Genomic DNA, 21,044 nt, shown 5'->3' on the forward strand with positions numbered 1-21,044 from the left:
GACGAGTCCGTGGTCCCTTCGACCCCGGACAATTCAACATCGGAGCCTCAGGCTCCTGAGCACTCTGATTCGCGGGCCTTCAACATCCCGTGGCTCTTGACACGTGGCCGGATCTGGACGCGCCGGGGGCTCATTCTGGTGCTCAGGATGTCCCGACTTGTAGTGATCGGTGTCCGGCAAATCAGGCCCGGACTCCGCTTCCTCTGGCGGTCCCTGCTGCGTCGATGGCGACGTTCCATGGAATTCAGGACAGTCCTCACCACCCTGCTGCTCGCCGTCACGTCGTTCGCGATAGTAGGCGCCTACCTGTCCAACCAGATTGCCAACAACCTGTTCCAGGAGCGGCTGGCGCAGGCAGAATCGGAGTCCCGATTCCACGTCAAACAGGTACAGGACACGTTCAACGGCGCCCAAGTCACCGACCAGTCAAGCGTGATCACGCTGGTCTACGACACCTTGAATGCAGTGGAGGGACAAGGCTCGGTCATCCAGCGGCGTTACGTTTTTGAAGCAAAGCCGGAACAGACAAAGCCGCGAAACCGTTGGGTGGAGTCCCGGGCGTCAGATCAGCTGACGGTGCGGGTGATTCCTGCTGAGCTGCGCAAGGCCGTCCAGGAGTCCGGCAACGAGCAATATTGGGCATCGATCCAATTCCCCGTCGGCAACGAGGACCGGCCGGGCATAGCGGTCGGAAACAAGGTGCTGTTCAATGGAACGGTCTACGAGCTGTACCTGATTTACGACCTCAACACCGCGCAAAAGACGCTCGATGAGATTCAGAACGTTCTGTGGGCCGGCGGTGCTGCGCTCGTCCTGATGATCGGCGCCATCGCCTGGTATGTCACCCGCAACGTGGTAAGTCCCGTCAGCCATGCTGCCGTCGTTTCGGAGAAGCTGGCCGCAGGCCAGCTCCAAGAGCGAATGGTGGTCAAGGGGGAGGACGAAGTAGCCCGTTTGGGCGCCTCCTTCAACCACATGGCTGCGAGCTTGCAAGAGCAAATTACCCAACTGGCCACGTTGTCGCAGATGCAGCAGAGATTCGTCTCCGACGTCTCGCACGAGTTGCGCACACCACTGACAACAGTCCGCATGGCGGCCGAGGTGCTCTTCGATGCGCGTGACAACTTTGACCCCATGAACAAGAGATCGGCCGAGCTCCTCTACAACCAGGTGGAGCGCTTCCAGTCGTTGCTGTCCGATCTGCTGGAAATCTCCCGCTTCGACGCCGGTGCGGCTGTGCTGGATGCTGAACCACAGGACATTTTCCAAGTGATCTCCCATGTCATGGAAGGCGCGGCTCCTGTAGCTGCGGAATACGGCTCCGGGGTCCGCCTCAATGCGCGGGCAAAGAGCATCATCGTTGAAATGGACTCCCGAAGGATCGAACGTATCTTGCGGAACCTGTTGCTCAACGCACTGGAACACGGTGAAGGCAAGCCCATCCATATCTCCGTTGCAGCCAACCACGACGCCGTAGCTGTTTCCGTGCGAGACCATGGGATTGGCATGACCCAGACAGAGGCTGCACGGGTGTTCGACCGGTTCTGGAGGGCGGACCCCGCCCGGGCACGGACCACCGGCGGATCCGGGTTGGGCCTTTCCATCGCCGCAGAGGATACGAAACTGCACAACGGGTGGCTCCAAGCATGGGGCCGCAAGGGGGCCGGATCCAATTTCCGGCTCACGTTGCCCCTTCGCCAGGGCGGGACGATTATCAAGTCACCGCTGCAGTTGGAACCGGCCGACATTGAGCTGCCCGGCTCGGCCAGCGAACGCCACATGCTGGTGCTGGGCACGGGGCTGATCCAAGCAGCGCCGGGCACAACCACTGAGGGCGGCAATCCGAACCCGCCAGCGGACGCTGGAAAGGGGCCGGCAGCATGACATTTCCTGGCCCGACACGCCGGCGCGCCTTGGTGGCGTTGTTGGCCATCCTCGTGGTCCTGTTGGCTTCGTGCGCCCAGATTCCCCGCTCAGGGCCCGTGGGCAAGAGCAAGGATGAAAGCGCGGGCACGCCTAATGCTCCGGTGTTCTTCCCCGCGGCGCCACGACCCGGGGCGAGTCCCGAATCAGTCATTGAGGACTTTTACATGGCCGGCAGCGGCTATGAAGATGATTACCCAGTGGCGCGTCAATACCTGACCCAGGCGCAGTCGGTGACGTGGAAGCCGGACAAACGGGCCATCGTTTTCCGGGAGGCACAGGTTGTCAAAACCGCTGTGGAGAATGAGTACTTGTACGAGCTCGACCTCGCGTATTCGGTAGATGCAGACGGTGTCGCCACCCATTTCCCGCCGGGGACCAAGGAGACCATCCCGGTCACCTTGGATCAGGTGGAGGGGGAATGGCGGATCTCGAAGGTGCCTGACGGGACAGCCATTGCCGAGGAAACCTTCAAGGTGATCTACGGCGCCTACCCCATCTATTTCTACGATCCGACGTTCAGCTATGCAGTTCCGGACTTCCGGTGGTTCATCAAGAAGAAGACCGTGAAGTCCATGACGAGTGCTCTTCTGGCCGGTCCGGCACCGTACCTGCGTGGCGCCGTCGTGAGCGCATTTCCCTCAGGAATGAAGCTGGCCAGAGAATCCGTTCCTGTTGTCTCCGGGGCAGCGCAAGTGGATTTGTCCGCAAAGGAGCTCTTCAGCGCATCAGCGGAAGATCGCCAACGGATGCAGAATCAGTTGGCTTTGACTTTCCGCAGCCAGCCGGATGTCATCAACGTCGAGCTGCGTGCCGACCAGGACCTGGTCCGTGTTGAGGACAACGGTTCAGTACTCCCTCCGGTCCTTGATAAGAGTGTCCCGGCCCGTCAAATCGCCATCAACGGCGGTGAACTGGTGCGGTACGAGAGCAACAGGGTCTCGCCGCTGCCCGACATGCAGCCCGTGGCGGGATTGGGTCCCCATTCGCCGGCGGAGTCCCCTGTATCCCAGACCGCGGCTTTCCTCAATGGCGACAAGACCACGTTGTACTCCATTGAACCGGGTCAGGCGGCCAGGCCGTTGACCACTCGAAGTACACTGACTGGTCCTTCTTTCAGCCCCCATGATTGGGTGTGGACAGCGGGGCCAGGTGCCAGCGGCGCTTCCGAGATTGTGGCTTTCAAGCCCACCGGCGTGGCGCCAGGCATGACAGTTCCCTCAGTCACGGTTTCGCCGCCCTGGCTGTCGGGCCGAGCCATTAAGGACTTCCGTGTCTCCCGCGAAGGGACGCGGGCCCTGGTGATCTCGGAACTCAACGGGAAGACGATGGTTCAGATTACGGGCATCGTCAGAAACGCCGACGGTGCACCCAAGGACCTGACCGCGCCGATCACCTTGCTCACCACTGCCGCTCCGGACCAGGGCGTGTGGGTCAACGGATCCACAGTGGCCGTGATGAACAGTTCGGCAACAGGTTCTGTAGTTCCCGAGTTGCTGTCTTTGGCCTCCGATGAGCCGCAACAACTGGCACCGTGGGACGGCCTGACAAGCCTCAGCGCGGGCAACGGGACCGAACAAATCTACGGGCAATCAACGGAAGGCGTCTTCCAACGCGTTGGAAATGGTTGGGAGCTGCAGCTGAAAGGCCCGACTGAGCCCGCATTCCCCGGCTGAGGATTCCGTCCGGTTTATCCACATATGCGGTAGCGCCACTGTCGTCGTCCGCCGGGCTGGCTGAAGCTGGCAACATGACACCTCCCGAACCCGGCGCAACGACACATCAATCGTTGGGCCGGCCGCCGTCACTGGACCCGGACCTCACCGCCCGCGATCCTTCAGCGCCGGGCCGTCGAGGGGAGTACGCTTCCTCCATGGGCCGTCTGTTGGCCGGTATCCACGGGATGTTCATGGATCTGGGCAAGCTGGCAATTCCCGTGGATTGTGTCTGCTGCACAGCCGAAGACACCACCCTCTGCAGCGTTTGTTCGAAGCGCGTGCGGCAACTCTGTCGCCGGCCATTCCGCGCGGAACAACAGTCTCCGGCCCTCGTGGATGTCGAAGGCGCAGTACTTCTTGGCGTTGTGGCTGCCGGGCCATACAGGGACGAGTTGGCGCAGTGCTTGTTGTCCTTCAAACGCTTGGGCCAATGGCGGCTGGCTGCCGTCCTGGCGCCTTGCCTGGGTGGGGCAATCCTTGCGGCGACCGGTGGAAGGCAAGAGTACTGCCTTGTGCCGGTGCCGAGCAGCGGCAAGGCATTCAGGGCGCGGGGGTTCAGCCCTGTGCACCTCCTCCTTGCATGCCTTCGCTCCCGAAAGATGCTGCCTGGATGCCAAGTCATCGACGCCTTGGAAAAGGCAGAGCCTGTCCTTCGCGGCTATATCAATCGTGCTGCGCTTCGCGAACTGGGCGTACGCACTCTGGGCGTGCCGGTTACGCAAGGAACTGGTGTCCAATCCGGAGGCCAAAAGGGGTTGGGGAGGGGCGAACGTGCCCGACGTGTCCGGAGATCGATGAGGGCACGACGGGGGTGGGCCAGCAAACTCAGGGGTCGGCACTGCCTCATTGTGGACGACGTCCTCACCACCGGGGCCACTCTGGCTGAGGCCGCACGAGCTGTCTCTGAGGCGGGTGGGATTGTCTGCGGCGCCGTTGTCTTGGCGGCCACGAGGCCACCAGCCTACGACGATTCCGATCGCCTTCGCGACCCCGGTGGAGGCGTGAAGACGCAATCAAAAAATAAGTGACGAAAGGGTGAATAACTCGTGCCGATGAACTAACGTCGATTATGGGTACCAAGAACAGATGTACCTGTCGATAGCGGCTCGGAAAGGGGCTCGACTGTCAGTCAGATCGGCCCCCTCAAGCGTCGTTGTCGTGTCACCTGAGTTATTGGAGGGCACCATGGAGTTCATGATCAGCGGACGAAATCTGACAGTTTCTGACCGCTTTCGCGAATACGCCGGCGAGAAGATCTCAAAGATTGAATCGCTGGGGGACAAGGTCCAGCGAGTAGACGCCAAGGTTTCCAAGGAAACCAATCCGAGGCAGACGCCGGGCCAGCTCACCGTAGAAGTGACCGTCCTGGGCCGTGGCCCCGTCATCCGTGCAGAGGCCACAGCCGCTGACAAATTTGCTGCCTTTGATCTTGCCTACAACAAGCTGCTCGAACGGCTGCGTCGTGCCAAGGACAGGAAGAAGGTGCACCACGGTCGTCACACGCCCAAGGCGGTGCGGGAAGCAACGGCATCCCTTGAGCCCGCCAGCGCCACTGAACCGATTTACGTCGAGGCCAGCAACCACCAAGAGCCCGCAGCGGCCCCGGTGGAGCACTCGCCCTACGACATTGAGAACGACATTCCGGCTGGCGACTCGCCTGTCTTGATCCGCCGGAAAGTCTTCCCCGCCGCGTCCCTGACACTCGACGACGCCGTGGACAACATGGAACTGGTGGGCCACAGCTTCTACCTGTTCCTGGACAAGGAAACCAACGCACCCTCCGTCGTTTACCGGCGCAGTGGGTGGACGTACGGTGTGATTACGCTTGATTCAACCTGCGAGCCCGGCGAGGAAGCCGTGGAGGAAAAGATCCATGCTTACCGTTCGGATGACCAGGCAGCCACTGCCTAAGAAGGCAAAGTTGCTTTCATGAAAGGACTTCAATGACCGCTTCGCTGAGCCTCTCCCAGGCACGGCGGATCGCATTGGCAGCCCAAAGTTTAGCAAAAGTTCGGCCCGCCGGCCCCGTGACCCCACGGGCGGTGGGCCGAACCTTTGCCCAGCTTCAGCTTGTTCAAATCGATTCCGTCAACGTCTTGGCCCGGAGCCACTATCTTCCGTTTTTCTCGCGGCTGGGAGACTACGACACTGCGATTCTGCACGCGATGGCCAGCCGCAGTCCTCGCAGGATGATGGAGTATTGGGCGCACGAAGCAAGCTTCATCCGACCTGAGCATTTTCCGGATCTCCTCCTGTGGCAGAAACGTGCGTGGGTAGGTGCCCACCACTTGGAACCCGCAATCCGGGAGGACATGGAGGAACGGATCCTCGCGGCTCTGGAAGCCAGCAGGCCCATGACGGCTTCCGAGCTGACCGAGCGGCTGGGCCACGACCACGCAGCGGATCGGGACAACTGGGGTTGGAACTGGAATATCGTCAAACGCGTCCTGGAACACCTTTTTGAAGAGGGGCGTGTTTCTGCCGCCTCAAGGTCCCAGCAGTTCGAACGCCGGTACACCCTCACTTCACGGGTCTTTTCCGCCCCTGGTGCAATAACTGCAACCGGAGCAACTGCTGCCATCGACCGGCTCATCGAGGCCGCGGCCCGCGCACACGGCATTGGCACAGTCCGGTGTTTTTCGGACTATTTCCGAACGCCCATCAAAGCCGGGACCGACGCTGTCCGGCGACTGGTAGAGGCTGGAACGCTGGAACCCGTCTCAGTCCGCGGATGGGACCGGGAAGTCTTTCGGCATGTCGACGCCAAGCTCCCGCGGAAGGCCGAAGGGAGAGCACTCCTGAGTCCCTTCGACTCGTTGGTCTTTGAAAGACGTCGCTTGGAAGAGCTGTTCGGTTTCCACTACAGGATCGAGATCTATACACCTGCGGCGAAGCGCCGCTTCGGGTATTACGTCCTGCCCTTCCTGCTCAGGGACGCAATGGTGGCCAGAGTTGACCTCAAGGCCGACAGATCCGCGGGCCAGTTGTTGGTGCGCTCCGCCTTTGCTGAGGTCAACGCGCCGGCGGATACCGCCGTCGAACTGTCTGCTGAACTCCAGCTCATGGCAACCTGGCTTGGACTGAGCGAGGTGGTGGTCTATCCGGTGGGAGACCTGTCAGCGGCACTTGCTGAGGAGATCGGAAGGACAGCATGGCCAAGCCATCGCGTCAATCCGCTCACAGGTGAACCGGGCCTCGCGGCCGTGGTCTCTCCCGTAGACTGAAACAGCCAGAATTCGGCAGCATGAGACTGGGAGCAATTTCACGTGGCATCACTAATCGAAAAACTTCTCCGCACGGGTGACAAAAAAACCCTGAAGCAACTGCGGAACTATGCCGATTCCATCAATGCCCTGGAAGACTCCTTCAAGACCTTCTCTGACGCCGAACTCCGCGAGGAGACGGACCGTCTGCGCGCCCGCCATCAGGATGGCGAAACCCTGGAACAGCTTCTTCCGGAAGCGTTCGCAGCTGTGCGCGAGGCTTCGTCGCGCACTCTCGGAATGCGTCACTTCGACGTCCAACTGATGGGTGGTGCTGCGCTGCATCTCGGCAACATCGCCGAAATGAAGACCGGTGAAGGTAAGACCCTCGTGGCAACAGCGCCGGCGTACCTCAATGCGCTCACCGGCAAGGGTGTGCACGTGGTGACGGTTAACGACTACCTTGCCGAATACCAGTCTGAACTCATGGGCCGCGTCTACCGCTTTCTGGGCCTTACCAGCGGATGTATCCTGTCAAACCAGGACCCGTCGGTGCGCAGGGAACAGTACGCTGCGGACATCACTTACGGCACAAACAACGAGTTCGGCTTCGACTACCTCCGCGACAACATGGCGTGGGATGCAAACGAACTCGTCCAGCGCGGACACAACTTTGCGATTGTGGATGAAGTCGACTCCATCTTGATTGACGAGGCTCGAACCCCCCTCATCATTTCCGGACCGGCCCAGGGGGACACCAACCGCTGGTACAGCGAATTCGCCAAGGTCGTGCTCCGCCTCCAGCCTGAGCTGGACTATGAAGTTGACGAAAAGAAGCGCACCGTGGGCGTCCTTGAGGCGGGCATCGAAAAGGTGGAGGACTACCTCGGCATCCAGAACCTCTACGAGTCTGCCAACACTCCGTTGATCGGGTTCCTGAACAATGCCATCAAGGCCAAGGAACTCTTCAAACGGGACAAAGACTACGTCATCCTGGACGGCGAAGTTTTGATCGTTGACGAGCACACAGGTCGCATCCTTGCCGGCAGGCGCTACAACGAAGGCATGCACCAGGCTATTGAGGCCAAGGAAAATGTCGAGATCAAGGCCGAGAACCAGACCCTGGCCACTGTTACGCTCCAGAATTACTTCCGCATGTACTCGAAGCTGGCCGGTATGACCGGTACCGCCGAGACGGAGGCCGCCGAGTTCATGAGCACGTACAAACTCGGTGTCGTCCCGATCCCCACCAACCGGGACATGCAGCGCATCGACCAATCGGACCTCGTTTACAAGAACGAAGTCGTGAAGTTTGACGCCGTTGTTAAGGACATCGCCGAACGCCACGAAAAAGGCCAGCCGGTTCTGGTTGGTACAACCAGCGTGGAGAAGAGCGAATACCTTTCCAAATTGCTGGCCAAGGAAGGCATCCGGCATGAGGTCCTGAACGCCAAGAACCATGCCCGGGAGGCCTCGATCGTTGCGCAGGCCGGACGCAAGGGTGCTGTGACAGTTGCAACGAATATGGCGGGCCGTGGCACCGACATCATGTTGGGTGGCAACGCCGAGTTCACTGCCATTGCAGAACTCGCCAAGCGTGGGCTGGACCCGGAAGAGAACTCGGAAGAGTATGAGGCCGCCTGGCCCGAGGCGCTTTCCGCCGCGAAGCAGGCCGTCAAGGATGAGCACGAAGAAGTCCTGGACTTGGGCGGCCTCTACGTCCTGGGCACCGAGCGCCACGAATCCCGACGAATCGATAACCAGCTCCGTGGCCGTTCAGGTCGCCAAGGTGACCCTGGTGAGTCCCGTTTCTACCTTTCTCTGACGGACGATCTCATGAGGTTGTTCAACTCCGGCGCTGCCGAACGTCTGATGAACAGTTCAGTTCCGGATGACGTCGCCCTGGAATCAAAGCTCGTCTCCCGCGCCATCGCGTCCGCCCAGGGCCAAGTAGAAGGCCGCAACGCTGAACAGCGGAAGAACGTCCTTAAATACGACGACGTGCTCAATCGACAGCGCGAGGCCATCTATGGTGACCGCCGACGAATCCTTGAAGGCGATGACCTGCACGAAAAGGTCCAGTTCTTCCTGGAAGACACCATCAACGCACTGATTGACGCCGCGACTGCGGAAGGCACCGGCGACGATTGGGACTTCAATCAACTGTGGTCGAACCTGAAGACGCTCTACCCGGTCACGGTCACGGCTCAGGAAATCATCGACGAGGCCGGCGGCAGGTCCAGGGTCACTGCTGACTTCCTGCGGGATGAAATTCTTTCGGACGCCCGCCTTGTCTACCAAGCGCGCGAAGAAGCTCTCGGTTCTGAGAGCATGCGCGAGCTCGAACGCCGCGTGGTCCTTTCGGTTCTGGGCCGCAAGTGGCAGGAACACCTCTACGAGATGGACTACCTCAAGGAGGGAATCGGCCTTCGTGCCATGGCCCAGCGTGATCCGTTGGTGGAATACCAGCGTGAAGGCTTCACGATGTTCCAGAGCATGATGGAAGCAATCCGTGAAGAAAGCATCGGGTTCCTGTACAACCTTGAAGTTGAAGTAACCCCTGCTGAGGACGTAGTCGTCGCGGACGATACAGCAGCTGGTGCGCACACCGAGCATCACGACCCCCAGATCCGGGCTGCCGGACTGCAAGCACCGGAGAAGCCGGCGCAACTGCAGTACACAGCTCCGGGCGAAGACGGAGCAAGCCAGACCCGCATTGAAGGTCGAGCCTCCGGCCGATCGGGCAACCCTGCCAAGGCGGCAGCCCAAGACCAGCGGAAACAGACCAAAAAGAAGCGTCGCTGACGCGTCCGAGTAACTGCAACAGAGGCTCCAGGCACCTAGTGCCCGGGGCCTCTAGGCTTTCCTAGCCGATCTCCAGGGCCGTGACACGCCATGTCTGATCGCAGTGCTCAAGTCGCATGGCGATTGCCCGGGATCGGAGTTCTTCGGTCACCACGATCGAGGCCTCGTAGATAGTGTCCGAAATTTCGCAGGCGCGGACCGAGCGGACCATGGGGCTTTGGTGGACGTGCCGTCTGCCTTTTTGACGTGCATTGTGTTCGCGCGTAAGCGCTGCCCGGTGTTGCAATGAGATAAGGCACTCCGGGTCGAGGGACCTGGAAAGCTGCTGCAGTGGCCGTGTTCCTGCCAGGACTTCGACTGCAGCTTGGGCAATGCTCCGCGCCACGAGCCGTACATCGACGTCCGAGCCGGTAGAACCATGGACAACAGCCGAGCGTTTACTCCGGTGGTGTCCGACGGGGCGGTTGGTGGGTAGGGCAATGCTCATGGTCAATCCTCAGGAGTTCACATTTGTGGCTCTGGCGGGGGCGGCGCCGTGGCTCACGATGGCTACAACTGGGATGACGTTGGATATTGCCGCAGAGAATCCTTGGAAGTTGTCCCCTGAGCGGGGCAACTTTCAGCGGCGGAGAATGCCTACTTGGCGTAGACCGGGCCTGGAACCGGGGGTTGCAAGACCTGCCCGACGCGAAGCACTGCCGGATCGTTTCCGATGGTGGCCCGATTGGCTGCGTACCATGTGGGCCAGTTCACCGCGACTTCAACATCAGTGGCAAATGGACCCAACCTTTCGGCCGCAATTGACCAGAGTGAGTCTCCGTCTTTGACCACTACTTCTTGACGCGCCGGACCGGGCGTGACCTCGCGCGTCGCCGCACGGCCAAGCAAGCCTGGATCGACGACTGGTTCGCGGGGCCGCCATCGAGGCTCAACATCCAGGTTTCCTGATGTGTCACTTTCCGGTGCCCATGGAAGAGAAGTGGACGATGCGGCGGTGACGGCGGAGGTCTGTTGCCATGCTGGCTCGGGCAGAGTTCCGGCAGCGTTGGCAGCGCCGAGGCCAAGGAGGTTCATACCGAGAACTGCGACTGCGATTCGCAACATAAAGGCCGGGCTGAGCTTGGAAGCGGCATCGGCTTCACGGAGTTTGCCGGACCTGTGGAGCAGAGCTGCCAGGAATGCGAAGGCCAAGGAGAACATCCACCATCCCATGATGGCGATGCCTGCGGAGCTGGCGATCATCCCCAGAAGATCATCGAATGCAAGTGCCTGGCTGTGGGCTGCCGACGCCTGCTGCCGTGCGAGGAGAATTTGCCCAAGGGTTGCAAGGACAAGCCCGAGCGAAAATATTGTTCCAGCCATTACTGCGTCGCTGCGGACTGGTCTGACGATCCCACTCATTCGATACCCCAATTTTATATGCAGTTTGATGTCATTTGGCATGTTTAGACAATTTTGGTCACGTTTGTTGCCATTTGTCCAGCCGCATGGGCGCGGATTGACCTCGGTTCCTAAACGCACCTACTCTGACAATATGAGGTGGGACTCTCTCTTTGACGACATTGAATCGCAGTTTTTTTCAGAAAATGCCTTGGCGGGTGAGTCTGAGGTGACCGAACGCGCCAGGGTTGAGATGGCCGGCATTGAGCTGGCGGACAGGCTCAGGGGCGCCGTGGGGACGGACGTTGCGCTGCTTCTTGTGTCCGGCTCACACCTTCGGGGAGGTGTGAGCCATGTTGGCGGCGAGTGGCTGGTGCTCAACGAGGGCATGCGGCAGTGGTTAGTGCCACACGCCTCCATCGTTTCCTATCAAGGGTTGGGACGGTTGGCGCAGAAGGTCGCATCGCCGGGACGGCCAACGCCGGGACTCGCGAGTGCGCTGCGGGGGCTTGCCCGCGACAGGGCTGAGGTGACGGCGCATCTGCTAGTGGGTTTCGGAGGCGAGCAACAGCTCAGCGGAGTCATCGACAGGGTAGGGGCGGACCACTTCGATCTAGCCGTCTTGACCAATGGCGAAGTGAGGCGATCCGGGAATGTGGCATCGGTAGTGACGGTCCCGTTCACCGCGTTGGCGGCCATGAGGTCTTCAGGGCGCCGCGAACTATGACCTGGTAATCCTGGGCGGCAACGCTTAGGGGGACTTCGACTTGGCTTCCTCGATCATCCGGCTCGCCTCTGCGTAGCGGTCCTCGATGTACTGCTCGAGCATCTTTTCCTCGATCCGCCACTGCCCGCGGCCGCCCACCTGAATCGCCTTCAGCTCACCGCTGCGCACCAAGGCGTATGCCTGAGGAGAGTTGATCTGCAGTTGTTCGGCGACATCGGCCAAGGTGAGGAATCGGGGCATGACTCCATTTTGCCATTCCTCCCGGTGCGCGGAGTAGTTATCCACAGTTTGCCTTGATTTGCTTCCTTCGGCTTTGGCCGGCCCAGGTTTGCCGCAAGAATGAGGGAGCCGGTCGATCGATCGCGTCGTCCATCTGACGGGGGAGCAGAATCCGTGGGTACAAGTACTGCCGGGACCGTAGCGAGACTGAAGAAACCGTCATGGAAAGATCCGCGGCTCGTGGTGGGAATTCTCCTTGTACTGGCTTCGGTGGCCGGAGTCGTAGTGCTCCTTGGAACAGCTGACCGAACCATCCAAGTATTTGCCGCACGTGATGCTATTGCTGTCGGTCAGACGGTCACGAAGGGCGATCTCGCCATAGTCAACGTCCGGCTGGACGACATTGAGTCCAGCTACGTGACGGTGGAAGGCGGCCTTACGGAGGGAAAGGTGGCGCTGCAGCGGATTGCCAAGAACCAATTGGTGCCCAAAGCGAGCCTTGGCGCGCCGGATGCCTTGGACCGCAAACCTGTTGCCATCCCTCTTGAGACTAATCTTCCGGAGCAAGCTGTCCCTGGCTCGACAGTCGATGTCTGGGTTGCCATGCCGGGTTCGCGCACCGCCTTCGATGAACCACAACTATTACTTCCTGGTGCCGAGATTGCCCAAGTTGCAGAAGGATCCACCACTTTGGGTGCCTCCAAGACAACCGTGGTAATGGTGCTGGTTACGGACCAGCAGATGCCTAAGTTGTTGGGCGCACAGGCCAACAAGGCGCAGATCTCCGTGGTCTGGAATCCGGCAGGAGCGTCCCCATGAGTATCCCTGTAGTAACAGTCGGCCAGTCTCAGGAGCACCTCGTTGGTGGTCTCGAGCGACTGCATGGCCCGGTGACTGTGGTCCGTCGATGTTCTGAGCTTGCTGAACTGCTTGCTGCTTGTCAGAGCGGTCTCGCGAGGGCAGCCGTCGTCGCGGAAGGGTGCGAGGACCTGACAACAACCCTTGTGGACAGGCTTGACGCCGTCGGCGTTTCCATTGTCGCCTTGACCGATGACGCCGCAGAGTCCGCCCGATTGCGGTCGATTGGTGTGGTGTCGGCGGCTCTGGACATTGACGCTGCTGATCTCGCCGCCAAGATTTCCGAAGCAGTCGGAGCGGAGGGAAAACGGGTTCTCCGTGGGGCGGTTCGTGATTCCGGTTTCGCGGATACTTCCGCGGAATTGCGGATCGTGCAGTCAGGCGAGGCCCTCGACCGCAGTCCCTCGGGTGCGGGCAGCATCATTGCGGTGTGGGGCCCGACAGGTGCGCCGGGAAGGACGCTCGTCGCAGTCAATATGGCCGCGGAGCTGGCTGCGGAAGGCAAATCGGTCATCTTGGTCGATGCAGACAGCTACGGTGCGAGCGTGGCAACAGCTCTCGGGTTATTGGACGAGTCAGCCGGACTCGCGCAGGCTTGCCGGTTGGCGGACCAGGGGCTGCTCGATTCCAGTGCTTTGACCAGAATCGCCACTCCTGTCTACACCAAAGCAGGGCATTTTCGCGTGCTCACCGGTACAACTCGCGCGGACCGCTGGACCGAACTCCGGGCCGCGGCGCTGACCCATGTGCTGGAGCAGTGCAGGCATATTGCAGAGATGATTGTGGTGGATGCCGGATTCTGCCTTGAGACCGATGAAGAGTTGAGCTTCGACACCATGGCACCCCGGCGCAATGCGTCCACGCTCCGCAGCTTGGAACTGGCTGACGTCGTGTTTGCCGTGGGCGCGGCGGACGCGATTGGTGTTCCCCGGCTGTTGCGGGGGCTCGCTGAGCTTGAAGCGGCTATTCCCCATGCCTCGCCGAAGGTAGTACTGAACAAGGTCCGCCGTTCCTCCGTGGGCCGTTCACCGCAATCGCAGCTGTCCGAAGCCTGGTCCCGACATGGCCCCGGGACCGGCGTTGACGCTTACCTCCCGGAGGACTCGGTCGCCTGTGATGCGGCCCTTCTCTCGGGCTCAGTTTTGCTGGAAACGGCGCCGGAATCGGCCTTGCGCATGGCCATCGCGAAACTCGTCTGTGCGCCTGTCCAGCAAAATCGCAAATCGTTTGTCCGATCTACCAGAGCTTTGGGTCGCCTTAAGCGCTAGGCTCGGCATGTGGGCTGCAGAGTCGCAGCAATCAACATGTGATGGAGGCGTTTGTCGATGTCGTCAGGATCCAGCGTGGAGGATCGGTCCGATGCAGCAGTTGTCCGGGAAGGCTTTTTCGGAGACTACTATGAACACCTCGCAGAGGAGGACTCGCGCGGGTATTCGCCTGAGACCCTGATTTCGCGGGCCAGCAAGCATCGGGACATTGCCCACACCCGGAAACCCGGGAATGCCTTGGTGGACGTCGCCAACGAAGCTGACCGGAGCGTCGTCTACATCGTCACTGACGACATGCCGTTCCTGGTGGACTCCGTCAATGCCGAGTTGGTGCGCCAGAACTGCGCCATCCGGCTCGTCATGCACCCGCTTTTCGTAATCACCCGTGACCGTGTGTCCGGGGAGCTCACCAGCATTTCACGCGTGCCGTCCAATATTGGCATCTCCAGTGGCGACACAGCTGCACTGCCCAGCGTCGCTCACCTGCTTGGCGACGGCGACAACGCCTCGCACATGGAGTCTTGGATCGCCGTCGAAGTTGACCGCGTCACCGACGAGGCCAGGGAGCAACTCATCGCAGGTCTTCAACGGGTCCTTGGCGACGTCCGAGTGGCCGTGGAGGATTGGCCGAAGATGCGCAGCAAGGCGCTGGAGCTTGCCGAGAACCTCGGGACTGTGACACACCCCGAGCAGATTGCAGAGCTGCGCCAGGCCCAGGATCTCCTGCGCTGGTTGGACAATGGCAATTTCACATTCCTTGGTTACCGGGAATACGACCTGGTCAATGAAGAGGGCGAAGACGTCCTGGAACTTCGGGAAGACAGCGGCCTCGGCCTGCTACGGGCGGGGGACACCACTCGCCAAGTCCAGCATCTGACCGATGCCGGGCGGAAGCGTGCCCGGGAAAAGCGGGCACTGGTCATCACCAAGGCGAACTCACGCTCCACTGTGCATCGTCCGGCTTATCTCGACTACATCGGGGTCAAGAGCTTTGACGCACTCGGCAACGTCAACGGGGAACGGCGCTTTATTGGACTTTTCGCCACGAGCGCCTACACCGGGTCGGTCCGCAGCATCCCGATCGTCCGTGACAAAGTTGACGCCGTGTTGCGGAACGCCGGCTTCCCCACCGATTCCCACTCGGGCAAGGACCTGCTGGGCATCCTCGAGACCTACCCCCGCGACGAACTTTTCCAGATTGAAATTCCCGATCTCGCAGCGACCGCCACAGGAATTCAGCGCCTGCAGGAGCGTCGCAGGACCAAGCTGTTCCTCCGGCCCGATATCTACGGCCGGTTCATGTCCGCCGTCGTGTACCTGCCCCGCGATCGTTACACCACCAGCGTCCGTCTGAGGATCGAGCAGGAACTCCGCGAAACGTTCCACGCCGAGAGCATCGACTACGAAGCGCGGATTACGGAGTCGGCACTTGCCCGCGTCTTCTTCAGGATCAGGCTGCCACGTACAGCCGAATTGACGGAAGTCAATGTGGAAGAGCTTGAGCACCGGTTGATGCGGGCGTCACGGTCCTGGAGCGAGGGTGTTGCCGAAGTGCTTCGGGAAAACCGTCCCGCGGAGAGCGCTGACTCCTTGTCCGCCTTGTGGGCCGAAGCTTTCCCGGCGGGTTACCGCGTCGACTACGAGGTTGAAGACGCGCTGGAAGACATCGAACGCTTCGAACAATACGGAGCAGGCGTTGAGCGTGCGGGGGCAGCAGCCAAGGAGCTTCGGCCGGGCGTCCACGTCTACCTTCCTGAGGGTGCCGGCGAGGCGTTGGAAGAGGATGCACGGGTCAAGCTCTACCTCATGGAGCCCAAGAGTCTGAGCCAGATCCTCCCGTACTTCCACAACCTGGGCCTGGAAGTCCTGGACGAGCGACCGTTCGAGATTGAGACGGCGGACCACCGTGACTTCTTCCTTTACGACCTGGGGCTCAAGTACCCGTCAGGCATTGATCCGGTCGCCACAGGCGAGCTGCTGGCGGATTCGTTCGGCGCGGCCGTCACCGGCATGGTCGAGTCCGACAGCTTTGACCGTCTGGTGCTGCGCGAAGGGATGCACTGGAGGCAGGTTGTTGTTCTTCGTGCCTACGCCAAGTACATGCGCCAGATGGGCAACACGAACTCTTTCGGATTCATTGCCGACACTCTGTTGGCCAACGCTGACGTGACCCGTGGGCTCACCGCGCTGTTCTCGGCCCGGTTTGATCCCGCCGTTGCCGACGATCTACGCGCCGAAAGGCAGGATGCTGCGACGGCGGCACTCGCCGAGGCCATCGATCAGGTGGCCACTCTGGATGCGGACCGGATTCTTCGCACGTTCGTCAACCTCATCGAAGCCACTCTGCGCACCAATTTCTTCCAGAACAAGAGTTACATCAGTTTCAAGCTCGACCCCACATCGATCGACGGACTCCCGTTCCCCCGTCCGATGTTCGAGATCTGGGTGTACTCGCCGCGGGTCGAAGGTGTCCATCTTCGCTTCGGCAAGGTAGCCCGCGGTGGCCTGCGTTGGTCCGATCGCAGAGAAGACTTCCGCACCGAGATCCTTGGCTTGGTTAAGGCGCAAACTGTCAAGAACGCAGTGATCGTTCCCACCGGCGCCAAGGGTGGTTTCTTTGCAAAGCAATTGCCCAACCCGGCTGTGGATCGCGCTGCATGGATGGCCGAAGGGATCGAAAGCTACAAGACCTTCATTCGCGGTTTGCTGGACGTCACCGACAACCTCGTCACTACGGCCGACGGCGAAAGGCTGGTGCCGCCGTCGGACGTTGTTCGCCACGACGGCGACGACTCGTACCTGGTGGTTGCGGCAGACAAGGGTACGGCGACGTTCTCCGACACCGCCAATGGGCTGGCCGCTGAATATGGCTTCTGGCTCGGCGATGCCTTCGCGTCCGGTGGGTCCGTGGGCTACGACCACAAGGCCATGGGCATCACTGCCCGCGGCGCTTGGGAGTCCGTGAAGCGGCACTTCAGCGAACTCGATCTGGATACCCAAACCGAGGAGTTCACTGTGGTGGGCGTGGGCGACATGTCCGGCGACGTCTTCGGCAACGGTATGCTGCTGTCCCGCCACATCCGGCTCGTCGCGGCGTTCGACCACAGGCACATCTTCCTTGATCCCACTCCGGACGCTGCCTCTTCGTTTGCCGAACGGCAACGGCTCTTTGAGCTTCCGCGCTCCTCCTGGGACGACTACGAGAGGTCGCTGATCAGCGCCGGTGGTGGAATCTACCCTCGGCAAGCAAAGGTCATCCCGGTCTCCGAGCAGGTTCGGGCGGCTCTTGGTCTTCCGGACGGCACAACGCAGTTGAGCCCTCCGGAACTGCTGCGGGCGATCCTGTTGGCCCCGGCGGACTTGCTGTACAACGGCGGTATCGGCACTTACATCAAGGCAAGCACCGAGACACACGCTGCTGTCGGAGACAAGGCCAACGATGCCATTCGTGTGGACGGAAGGGATCTTCGGGTCAAAGTTGTCGGTGAAGGTGGCAACCTTGGGCTGACGCAGCGGGGACGTATTGAGGCCGCATTGCAAGGCGTCATCCTCAACACCGATGCCATTGACAACTCCGCCGGCGTTGACTGCTCCGACCATGAAGTCAATATCAAGATCTTCGTTGACCGCATGGTGGCTGCAGGCAAGCTGGACGCCGCCGAGCGGGCATCGTTCCTGTCCGACATGACTGAGGAAGTCGGCCGGCTGGTCCTTGAAGACAACATTGACCAGAACATCCTGCTGCTCAATGACCGCACTCGCGTTGCAGACTGGAGCCCCAGCTACGAACGCCTCATGGACTGGCTCGAGAAGTCTGCCGATCTCAAGCGCGAACTCGAGGCATTGCCGACGACGGAAACGCTGCGCGAACGTTTGGAACATGGACAGGGCCTGACCTCGCCGGAACTGTCGGTCTTGGCCGCCTACGCAAAGATCGAGTTGGGTTCCGCCCTGCGTGACAGCAACCTGGCTGACGACCCGTGGTTCAGGGACACCATCCGTGCGTACTTCCCGAAACAGTTGCGTGAACGGTTCGACGCTGAGCTGGATACCCATCCACTACGCCGCGAGATCATCGCGACGGTCGTGGCCAATGACATCATCAACCTGGGCGGCATTACGTTCGCTTTCCGGGCGATGGAAGAGACCTCAGCAAATGAAGTCTCGGTGGCCAAAGCGTTTGTGGCTCTGCGGGAAATCTACGAACTCGATTCCATGGTTGCAGAGTTGAATGCCCTGCCGGCAGCGTTCCCCACCGAGCACTGGAGCGAAGTCCACTTGGACATCCGCCGCTTGCTCGATCGTGCGGTCCGTTGGCTGCTGGGACAGGGCATTGCCTCACAGCCGATTGCCGAGGTCGTGAAGTCCTTCAAGCCGATGATGGCACCCATGCGGGGACGGGTTCTGGAGTACCTTCGTGGTGATGACAAGGTCCGTATTGCCGGCTGGCTGGAGAAGGCACGTGTCTGGGAGCTCCCGGATGACCTCGCACGCCGGTGGGCTGAGCTCTTCGAAAGTTACGCACTCCTGGACATCGCGCGGATAGCGCAGACTGGGAACACGAGTGTGGAAGATGTGGCGAACGTCTACTACACCGTCTTCAACCGCTTCCATGTCGATTCGCTGCTCGAGCGGATCAGCGCGTTGCCGCGCGACGATCGGTGGCAGGCATTGGCCCGCGCCGCACTGCGGGACGACCTCTATTCGACTGTGGCAGATATGACGACGTCGGTGCTTGATTCGACGTCCTCCGGTACCTCCGCGGAAGATCGCCTGAAGGATTGGGAAGGCCAGAATGCCGAGCAACTCGGCCGGGCAAAGACCATGTTCGATGAGGTCAACGCACTTGAAGCCGACGACATGGCTTCACTGTCGGTAGCATTAAGGCTCTTGAGGTCAATCGTCCGACGCTAGGGGAGACACCCCGCGTCGCAAATGGAGGTGCAGTGGCAATCTTTACAGACCCCATCAGGGAACACGCTGATTTCGGGCCTGGAGATGCCGAATGGCTGCACCTCCTGGTCGGCGACTGGCAAATGGTCGCCGACCTGGCGTTTGCGGACCTCGCGTTGTGGTTCCCGCATCCGGAGCTTGGCTACATTGCCCTCGCCCACGTTCGTCCGTCGACATCGCATACGGTGTTCCACGCGGACTTCGTGGGTGAGGGCATTCGCTCCGACCTCCGGCCTCTGGTCGAAAAGGCGTGGAACAGCCGCTCCGTTGAGAGGTCCAGTGAGACCAGCTGGAGCAGCGAGATGGCTCTGCGCGTCGAAGCCGTACCCATGGTGCGGAACGGACGGACACTTGCTGTGGTCACGTCCCACATGGACCTCTCCAGTTCCCGCATGCCCTCCAGGCTGGAGCTCACATATCGCCAATGCGCCTATGACCTTCTCCGCATGGGCACACTGGGCCTGTGGCCGGATTTCGCTTCGCCGACAGGATCCCGCCGCGGCGCACCGCGCGTCGGAGATGGCCTCATCAGGCTGGACGCTGACGGTGTGGTCCAGTACGCGAGCCCCAACGGAGTATCTGCGTTCCGGCGCCTTGGCGAGGTCGAGTCCCTTGAGGGGCGTTCACTGGCGGAAGTGACTGCCGGACTCCTTAAGGACCGCCGGATGGTGGACGAAACACTTCCGTTGGTTGTTACCGGTCGGATGCCGTGGCGCAGCGAGATCGAGTCCCGCGGTGTGAGCCTTTCGCTGCGGGCCATTCCCTTGCGTGATGAGCAGCATCGTTTTGGTGCTCTTGTCTTGTGCCGCGACGTCTCTGAACTCCGACGTCGTGAAATGGAGCTCGTCACCAAGGACGCGACCATCCGGGAGATCCATCACAGGGTCAAGAACAACCTGCAGACCGTGGCCGCCCTCTTGCGCATGCAGTCCAGGCGGATGGTCAGTGATGAAGCCAAGCAAGGTTTGGAGCAGGCCATGCGTCGAGTGGCCACGATCGCCCTGGTCCACGAAACTCTGTCACAGGGACTCACGCAGAGTGTCGATTTTGATGAGCTGATCGGACGCCAATTCCGTTTGTCCGCCGAAGTTGCCTCCCCGTCCCAGCAGGTGCGCACGGAGCGTTCGGGCTTGTTCGGCGAACTTCCCAGTGACTTCGCTACGCCTCTGGCATTGGTGATCAACGAACTCGTCACCAACGCAGTGGAGCACGGGCTGGAGGGGAGAACCGGGACTGTATGGCTGCTCGCCGACCGCGCCGCCGGAGATGGCAACGATGAATTCCTGACCGTGACGATCGCTGACGACGGGGTTGGGCTGCCGGATGGTCAGTACGTCGAAGGCCTGGGATTGCAGATCGTGCGGACTTTGGTAACCAGCGAGCTGGGAGGTTCCATCCAGTGGAGCCCCCGGGACGGCGGCGGAACCGCTGTGGAGATTGTCCTCAATCTGGCGAGGGCTTAGCCGGCTTCAGCTCACCACCCAATGAACCAAAGCGGAAGGCCGCGGACCAATGGTCCGCGGCCTTCCGCTTTTGTGTTTCGTGCAGCGACGCTGCGAATTACTGCAAGCTAGGAAGCGCGACGGGCGCGTGCAGCGCGACGCTTGAGCGCACGGCGCTCGTCTTCACTCATGCCGCCCCAGACGCCTGCGTCCTGTCCGGACTCCAATGCCCACTGCAGGCACGTGTCGACAACAGGACAGCGGCGACAAACGCTTTTCGCTTCCTCAATCTGCAGAAGTGCTGGTCCCGTGTTGCCTACTGGGAAGAAGAGCTCCGGGTCCTTGTCGAGGCAGGCTGCGCGATTACGCCAATCCATGCTGATCAGTCACTCCATTCGTGAGAACTAGTTCAGCCTTTTGTGAAAATCTTCACGAGAGGCTTCAAAGGAAAGGGGCCCGCATGGGCCCCCTTGGTCGTCTGAGTCAAGCGTTTCATGTTAACGCCTTGTAAACAAGGGGTATTAGTCCTCGAAATGCCCGGAATCCGT

The 21,044-nt window shown here is 60.7% G+C and carries 15 protein-coding genes; 11 read left to right on the plus strand and 4 right to left on the minus strand.

The genetic code is table 11. From position 1 onward, the window contains the following. Positions 1 to 84: 84 nt before the first annotated feature. From mtrB to secA, 6 genes are all read left to right on the plus strand, one after another. Positions 85 to 1,884 carry an MtrAB system histidine kinase MtrB gene (gene mtrB, locus ACIQC5_RS03280; protein ID WP_400278691.1) on the plus strand — a complete coding sequence of 600 codons (1,800 nt, stop codon included), beginning with the start codon at positions 85 to 87 and terminating at the stop codon, positions 1,882 to 1,884. Further along, positions 1,881 to 3,599: an LpqB family beta-propeller domain-containing protein gene (locus ACIQC5_RS03285; protein ID WP_400278375.1), complete on the plus strand. Its 1,719-nt coding sequence runs from the start codon at positions 1,881 to 1,883 to the stop codon at positions 3,597 to 3,599. The genes mtrB and ACIQC5_RS03285 overlap by 4 nt, the downstream gene beginning before the upstream one ends. A 74-nt stretch (positions 3,600 to 3,673) precedes the next feature. Then, positions 3,674 to 4,669, plus strand: a complete 996-nt coding sequence (locus ACIQC5_RS03290) for a ComF family protein (protein ID WP_400278376.1) — start codon at positions 3,674 to 3,676, stop codon at positions 4,667 to 4,669. A gap of 157 nt (positions 4,670 to 4,826) precedes the next feature. Then, entirely contained in the window at positions 4,827 to 5,552 is a 726-nt protein-coding gene (gene hpf, locus ACIQC5_RS03295; RefSeq protein ID WP_400278693.1) for a ribosome hibernation-promoting factor, HPF/YfiA family, read from the plus strand. Between the two features lie 32 nt (positions 5,553 to 5,584). Then, positions 5,585 to 6,865, plus strand: a complete 1,281-nt coding sequence (locus ACIQC5_RS03300; protein ID WP_400278378.1) for a winged helix-turn-helix domain-containing protein — start codon at positions 5,585 to 5,587, stop codon at positions 6,863 to 6,865. Between the two features lie 42 nt (positions 6,866 to 6,907). After that, the gene (secA, locus tag ACIQC5_RS03305; RefSeq protein WP_400278380.1) at positions 6,908 to 9,649 is read left to right on the plus strand and encodes a preprotein translocase subunit SecA; all 2,742 of its coding nucleotides are present in this window, start codon (positions 6,908 to 6,910) and stop codon (positions 9,647 to 9,649) included. Positions 9,650 to 9,710: 61 nt separating this feature from the next. Here secA and ACIQC5_RS03310 read toward each other — a convergent pair whose 3' ends face one another. Then, positions 9,711 to 10,136: an Rv3235 family protein gene (locus ACIQC5_RS03310; RefSeq protein ID WP_400278382.1), complete on the minus strand. Its 426-nt coding sequence runs from the start codon at positions 10,134 to 10,136 to the stop codon at positions 9,711 to 9,713. 149 nt (positions 10,137 to 10,285) lie between these two features. Continuing rightward, a complete protein-coding gene (locus tag ACIQC5_RS03315; protein WP_400278384.1) occupies positions 10,286 to 11,011 on the minus strand; it encodes a LysM peptidoglycan-binding domain-containing protein in 726 nt (241 codons plus the stop codon). 172 nt (positions 11,012 to 11,183) lie between these two features. Here ACIQC5_RS03315 and ACIQC5_RS03320 point away from each other — a divergent pair, with 172 nt between their 5' ends. Continuing rightward, positions 11,184 to 11,756, plus strand: coding sequence for a hypothetical protein (locus ACIQC5_RS03320; protein ID WP_400278386.1), 573 nt, complete (start codon positions 11,184 to 11,186; stop codon positions 11,754 to 11,756). Between the two features lie 24 nt (positions 11,757 to 11,780). Here ACIQC5_RS03320 and ACIQC5_RS03325 read toward each other — a convergent pair whose 3' ends face one another. Continuing rightward, positions 11,781 to 11,996, minus strand: a complete 216-nt coding sequence (locus ACIQC5_RS03325; RefSeq protein ID WP_400278388.1) for a helix-turn-helix domain-containing protein — start codon at positions 11,994 to 11,996, stop codon at positions 11,781 to 11,783. Between the two features lie 153 nt (positions 11,997 to 12,149). On the opposite strand from ACIQC5_RS03325, the gene ACIQC5_RS03330 reads away from it, so the two are divergent. From ACIQC5_RS03330 to ACIQC5_RS03345, 4 genes are read left to right on the plus strand one after another with little or no spacing between them, the layout of a single operon-like run. Next, positions 12,150 to 12,794 carry an SAF domain-containing protein gene (locus ACIQC5_RS03330; protein ID WP_400278390.1) on the plus strand — a complete coding sequence of 215 codons (645 nt, stop codon included), beginning with the start codon at positions 12,150 to 12,152 and terminating at the stop codon, positions 12,792 to 12,794. After that, positions 12,791 to 14,101 carry a CpaE family protein gene (locus ACIQC5_RS03335; RefSeq protein WP_400278391.1) on the plus strand — a complete coding sequence of 437 codons (1,311 nt, stop codon included), beginning with the start codon at positions 12,791 to 12,793 and terminating at the stop codon, positions 14,099 to 14,101. The genes ACIQC5_RS03330 and ACIQC5_RS03335 overlap by 4 nt, the downstream gene beginning before the upstream one ends. A gap of 57 nt (positions 14,102 to 14,158) precedes the next feature. Next, positions 14,159 to 19,015 (plus strand): NAD-glutamate dehydrogenase, encoded by a 4,857-nt coding sequence (locus tag ACIQC5_RS03340; protein ID WP_400278393.1) that lies wholly within the window; start codon positions 14,159 to 14,161, stop codon positions 19,013 to 19,015. A gap of 32 nt (positions 19,016 to 19,047) precedes the next feature. After that, positions 19,048 to 20,517 (plus strand): sensor histidine kinase, encoded by a 1,470-nt coding sequence (locus tag ACIQC5_RS03345; protein ID WP_400278394.1) that lies wholly within the window; start codon positions 19,048 to 19,050, stop codon positions 20,515 to 20,517. A gap of 107 nt (positions 20,518 to 20,624) precedes the next feature. On the opposite strand, the gene ACIQC5_RS03350 is transcribed toward ACIQC5_RS03345, so the two are convergent. Continuing rightward, positions 20,625 to 20,873, minus strand: coding sequence for a WhiB family transcriptional regulator (locus ACIQC5_RS03350; RefSeq protein WP_003804966.1), 249 nt, complete (start codon positions 20,871 to 20,873; stop codon positions 20,625 to 20,627). Positions 20,874 to 21,044 lie beyond the last annotated feature (171 nt).

Origin of the sequence: Paenarthrobacter sp. NPDC092416 (assembly GCF_044755025.1) — a bacterium.
GTDB lineage: Bacteria > Actinomycetota > Actinomycetes > Actinomycetales > Micrococcaceae > Arthrobacter.

Coding starts and splice junctions, on each gene's coding strand:
- ACIQC5_RS03335 (WP_400278391.1), top strand. CDS start 12,791: ATGAGTATCCCTGTAGTAACAGTCGGCCAGTCTCAGGAGCACCTCGTT.
- ACIQC5_RS03340 (WP_400278393.1), top strand. CDS start 14,159: ATGTCGTCAGGATCCAGCGTGGAGGATCGGTCCGATGCAGCAGTTGTC.
- ACIQC5_RS03320 (WP_400278386.1), top strand. CDS start 11,184: ATGAGGTGGGACTCTCTCTTTGACGACATTGAATCGCAGTTTTTTTCA.
- ACIQC5_RS03300 (WP_400278378.1), top strand. CDS start 5,585: ATGACCGCTTCGCTGAGCCTCTCCCAGGCACGGCGGATCGCATTGGCA.
- ACIQC5_RS03290 (WP_400278376.1), top strand. CDS start 3,674: ATGACACCTCCCGAACCCGGCGCAACGACACATCAATCGTTGGGCCGG.
- hpf (WP_400278693.1), top strand. CDS start 4,827: ATGGAGTTCATGATCAGCGGACGAAATCTGACAGTTTCTGACCGCTTT.
- ACIQC5_RS03285 (WP_400278375.1), top strand. CDS start 1,881: ATGACATTTCCTGGCCCGACACGCCGGCGCGCCTTGGTGGCGTTGTTG.
- ACIQC5_RS03310 (WP_400278382.1), bottom strand. CDS start 10,136: ATGAGCATTGCCCTACCCACCAACCGCCCCGTCGGACACCACCGGAGT.
- ACIQC5_RS03350 (WP_003804966.1), bottom strand. CDS start 20,873: ATGGATTGGCGTAATCGCGCAGCCTGCCTCGACAAGGACCCGGAGCTC.
- ACIQC5_RS03325 (WP_400278388.1), bottom strand. CDS start 11,996: ATGCCCCGATTCCTCACCTTGGCCGATGTCGCCGAACAACTGCAGATC.
- ACIQC5_RS03315 (WP_400278384.1), bottom strand. CDS start 11,011: ATGGCTGGAACAATATTTTCGCTCGGGCTTGTCCTTGCAACCCTTGGG.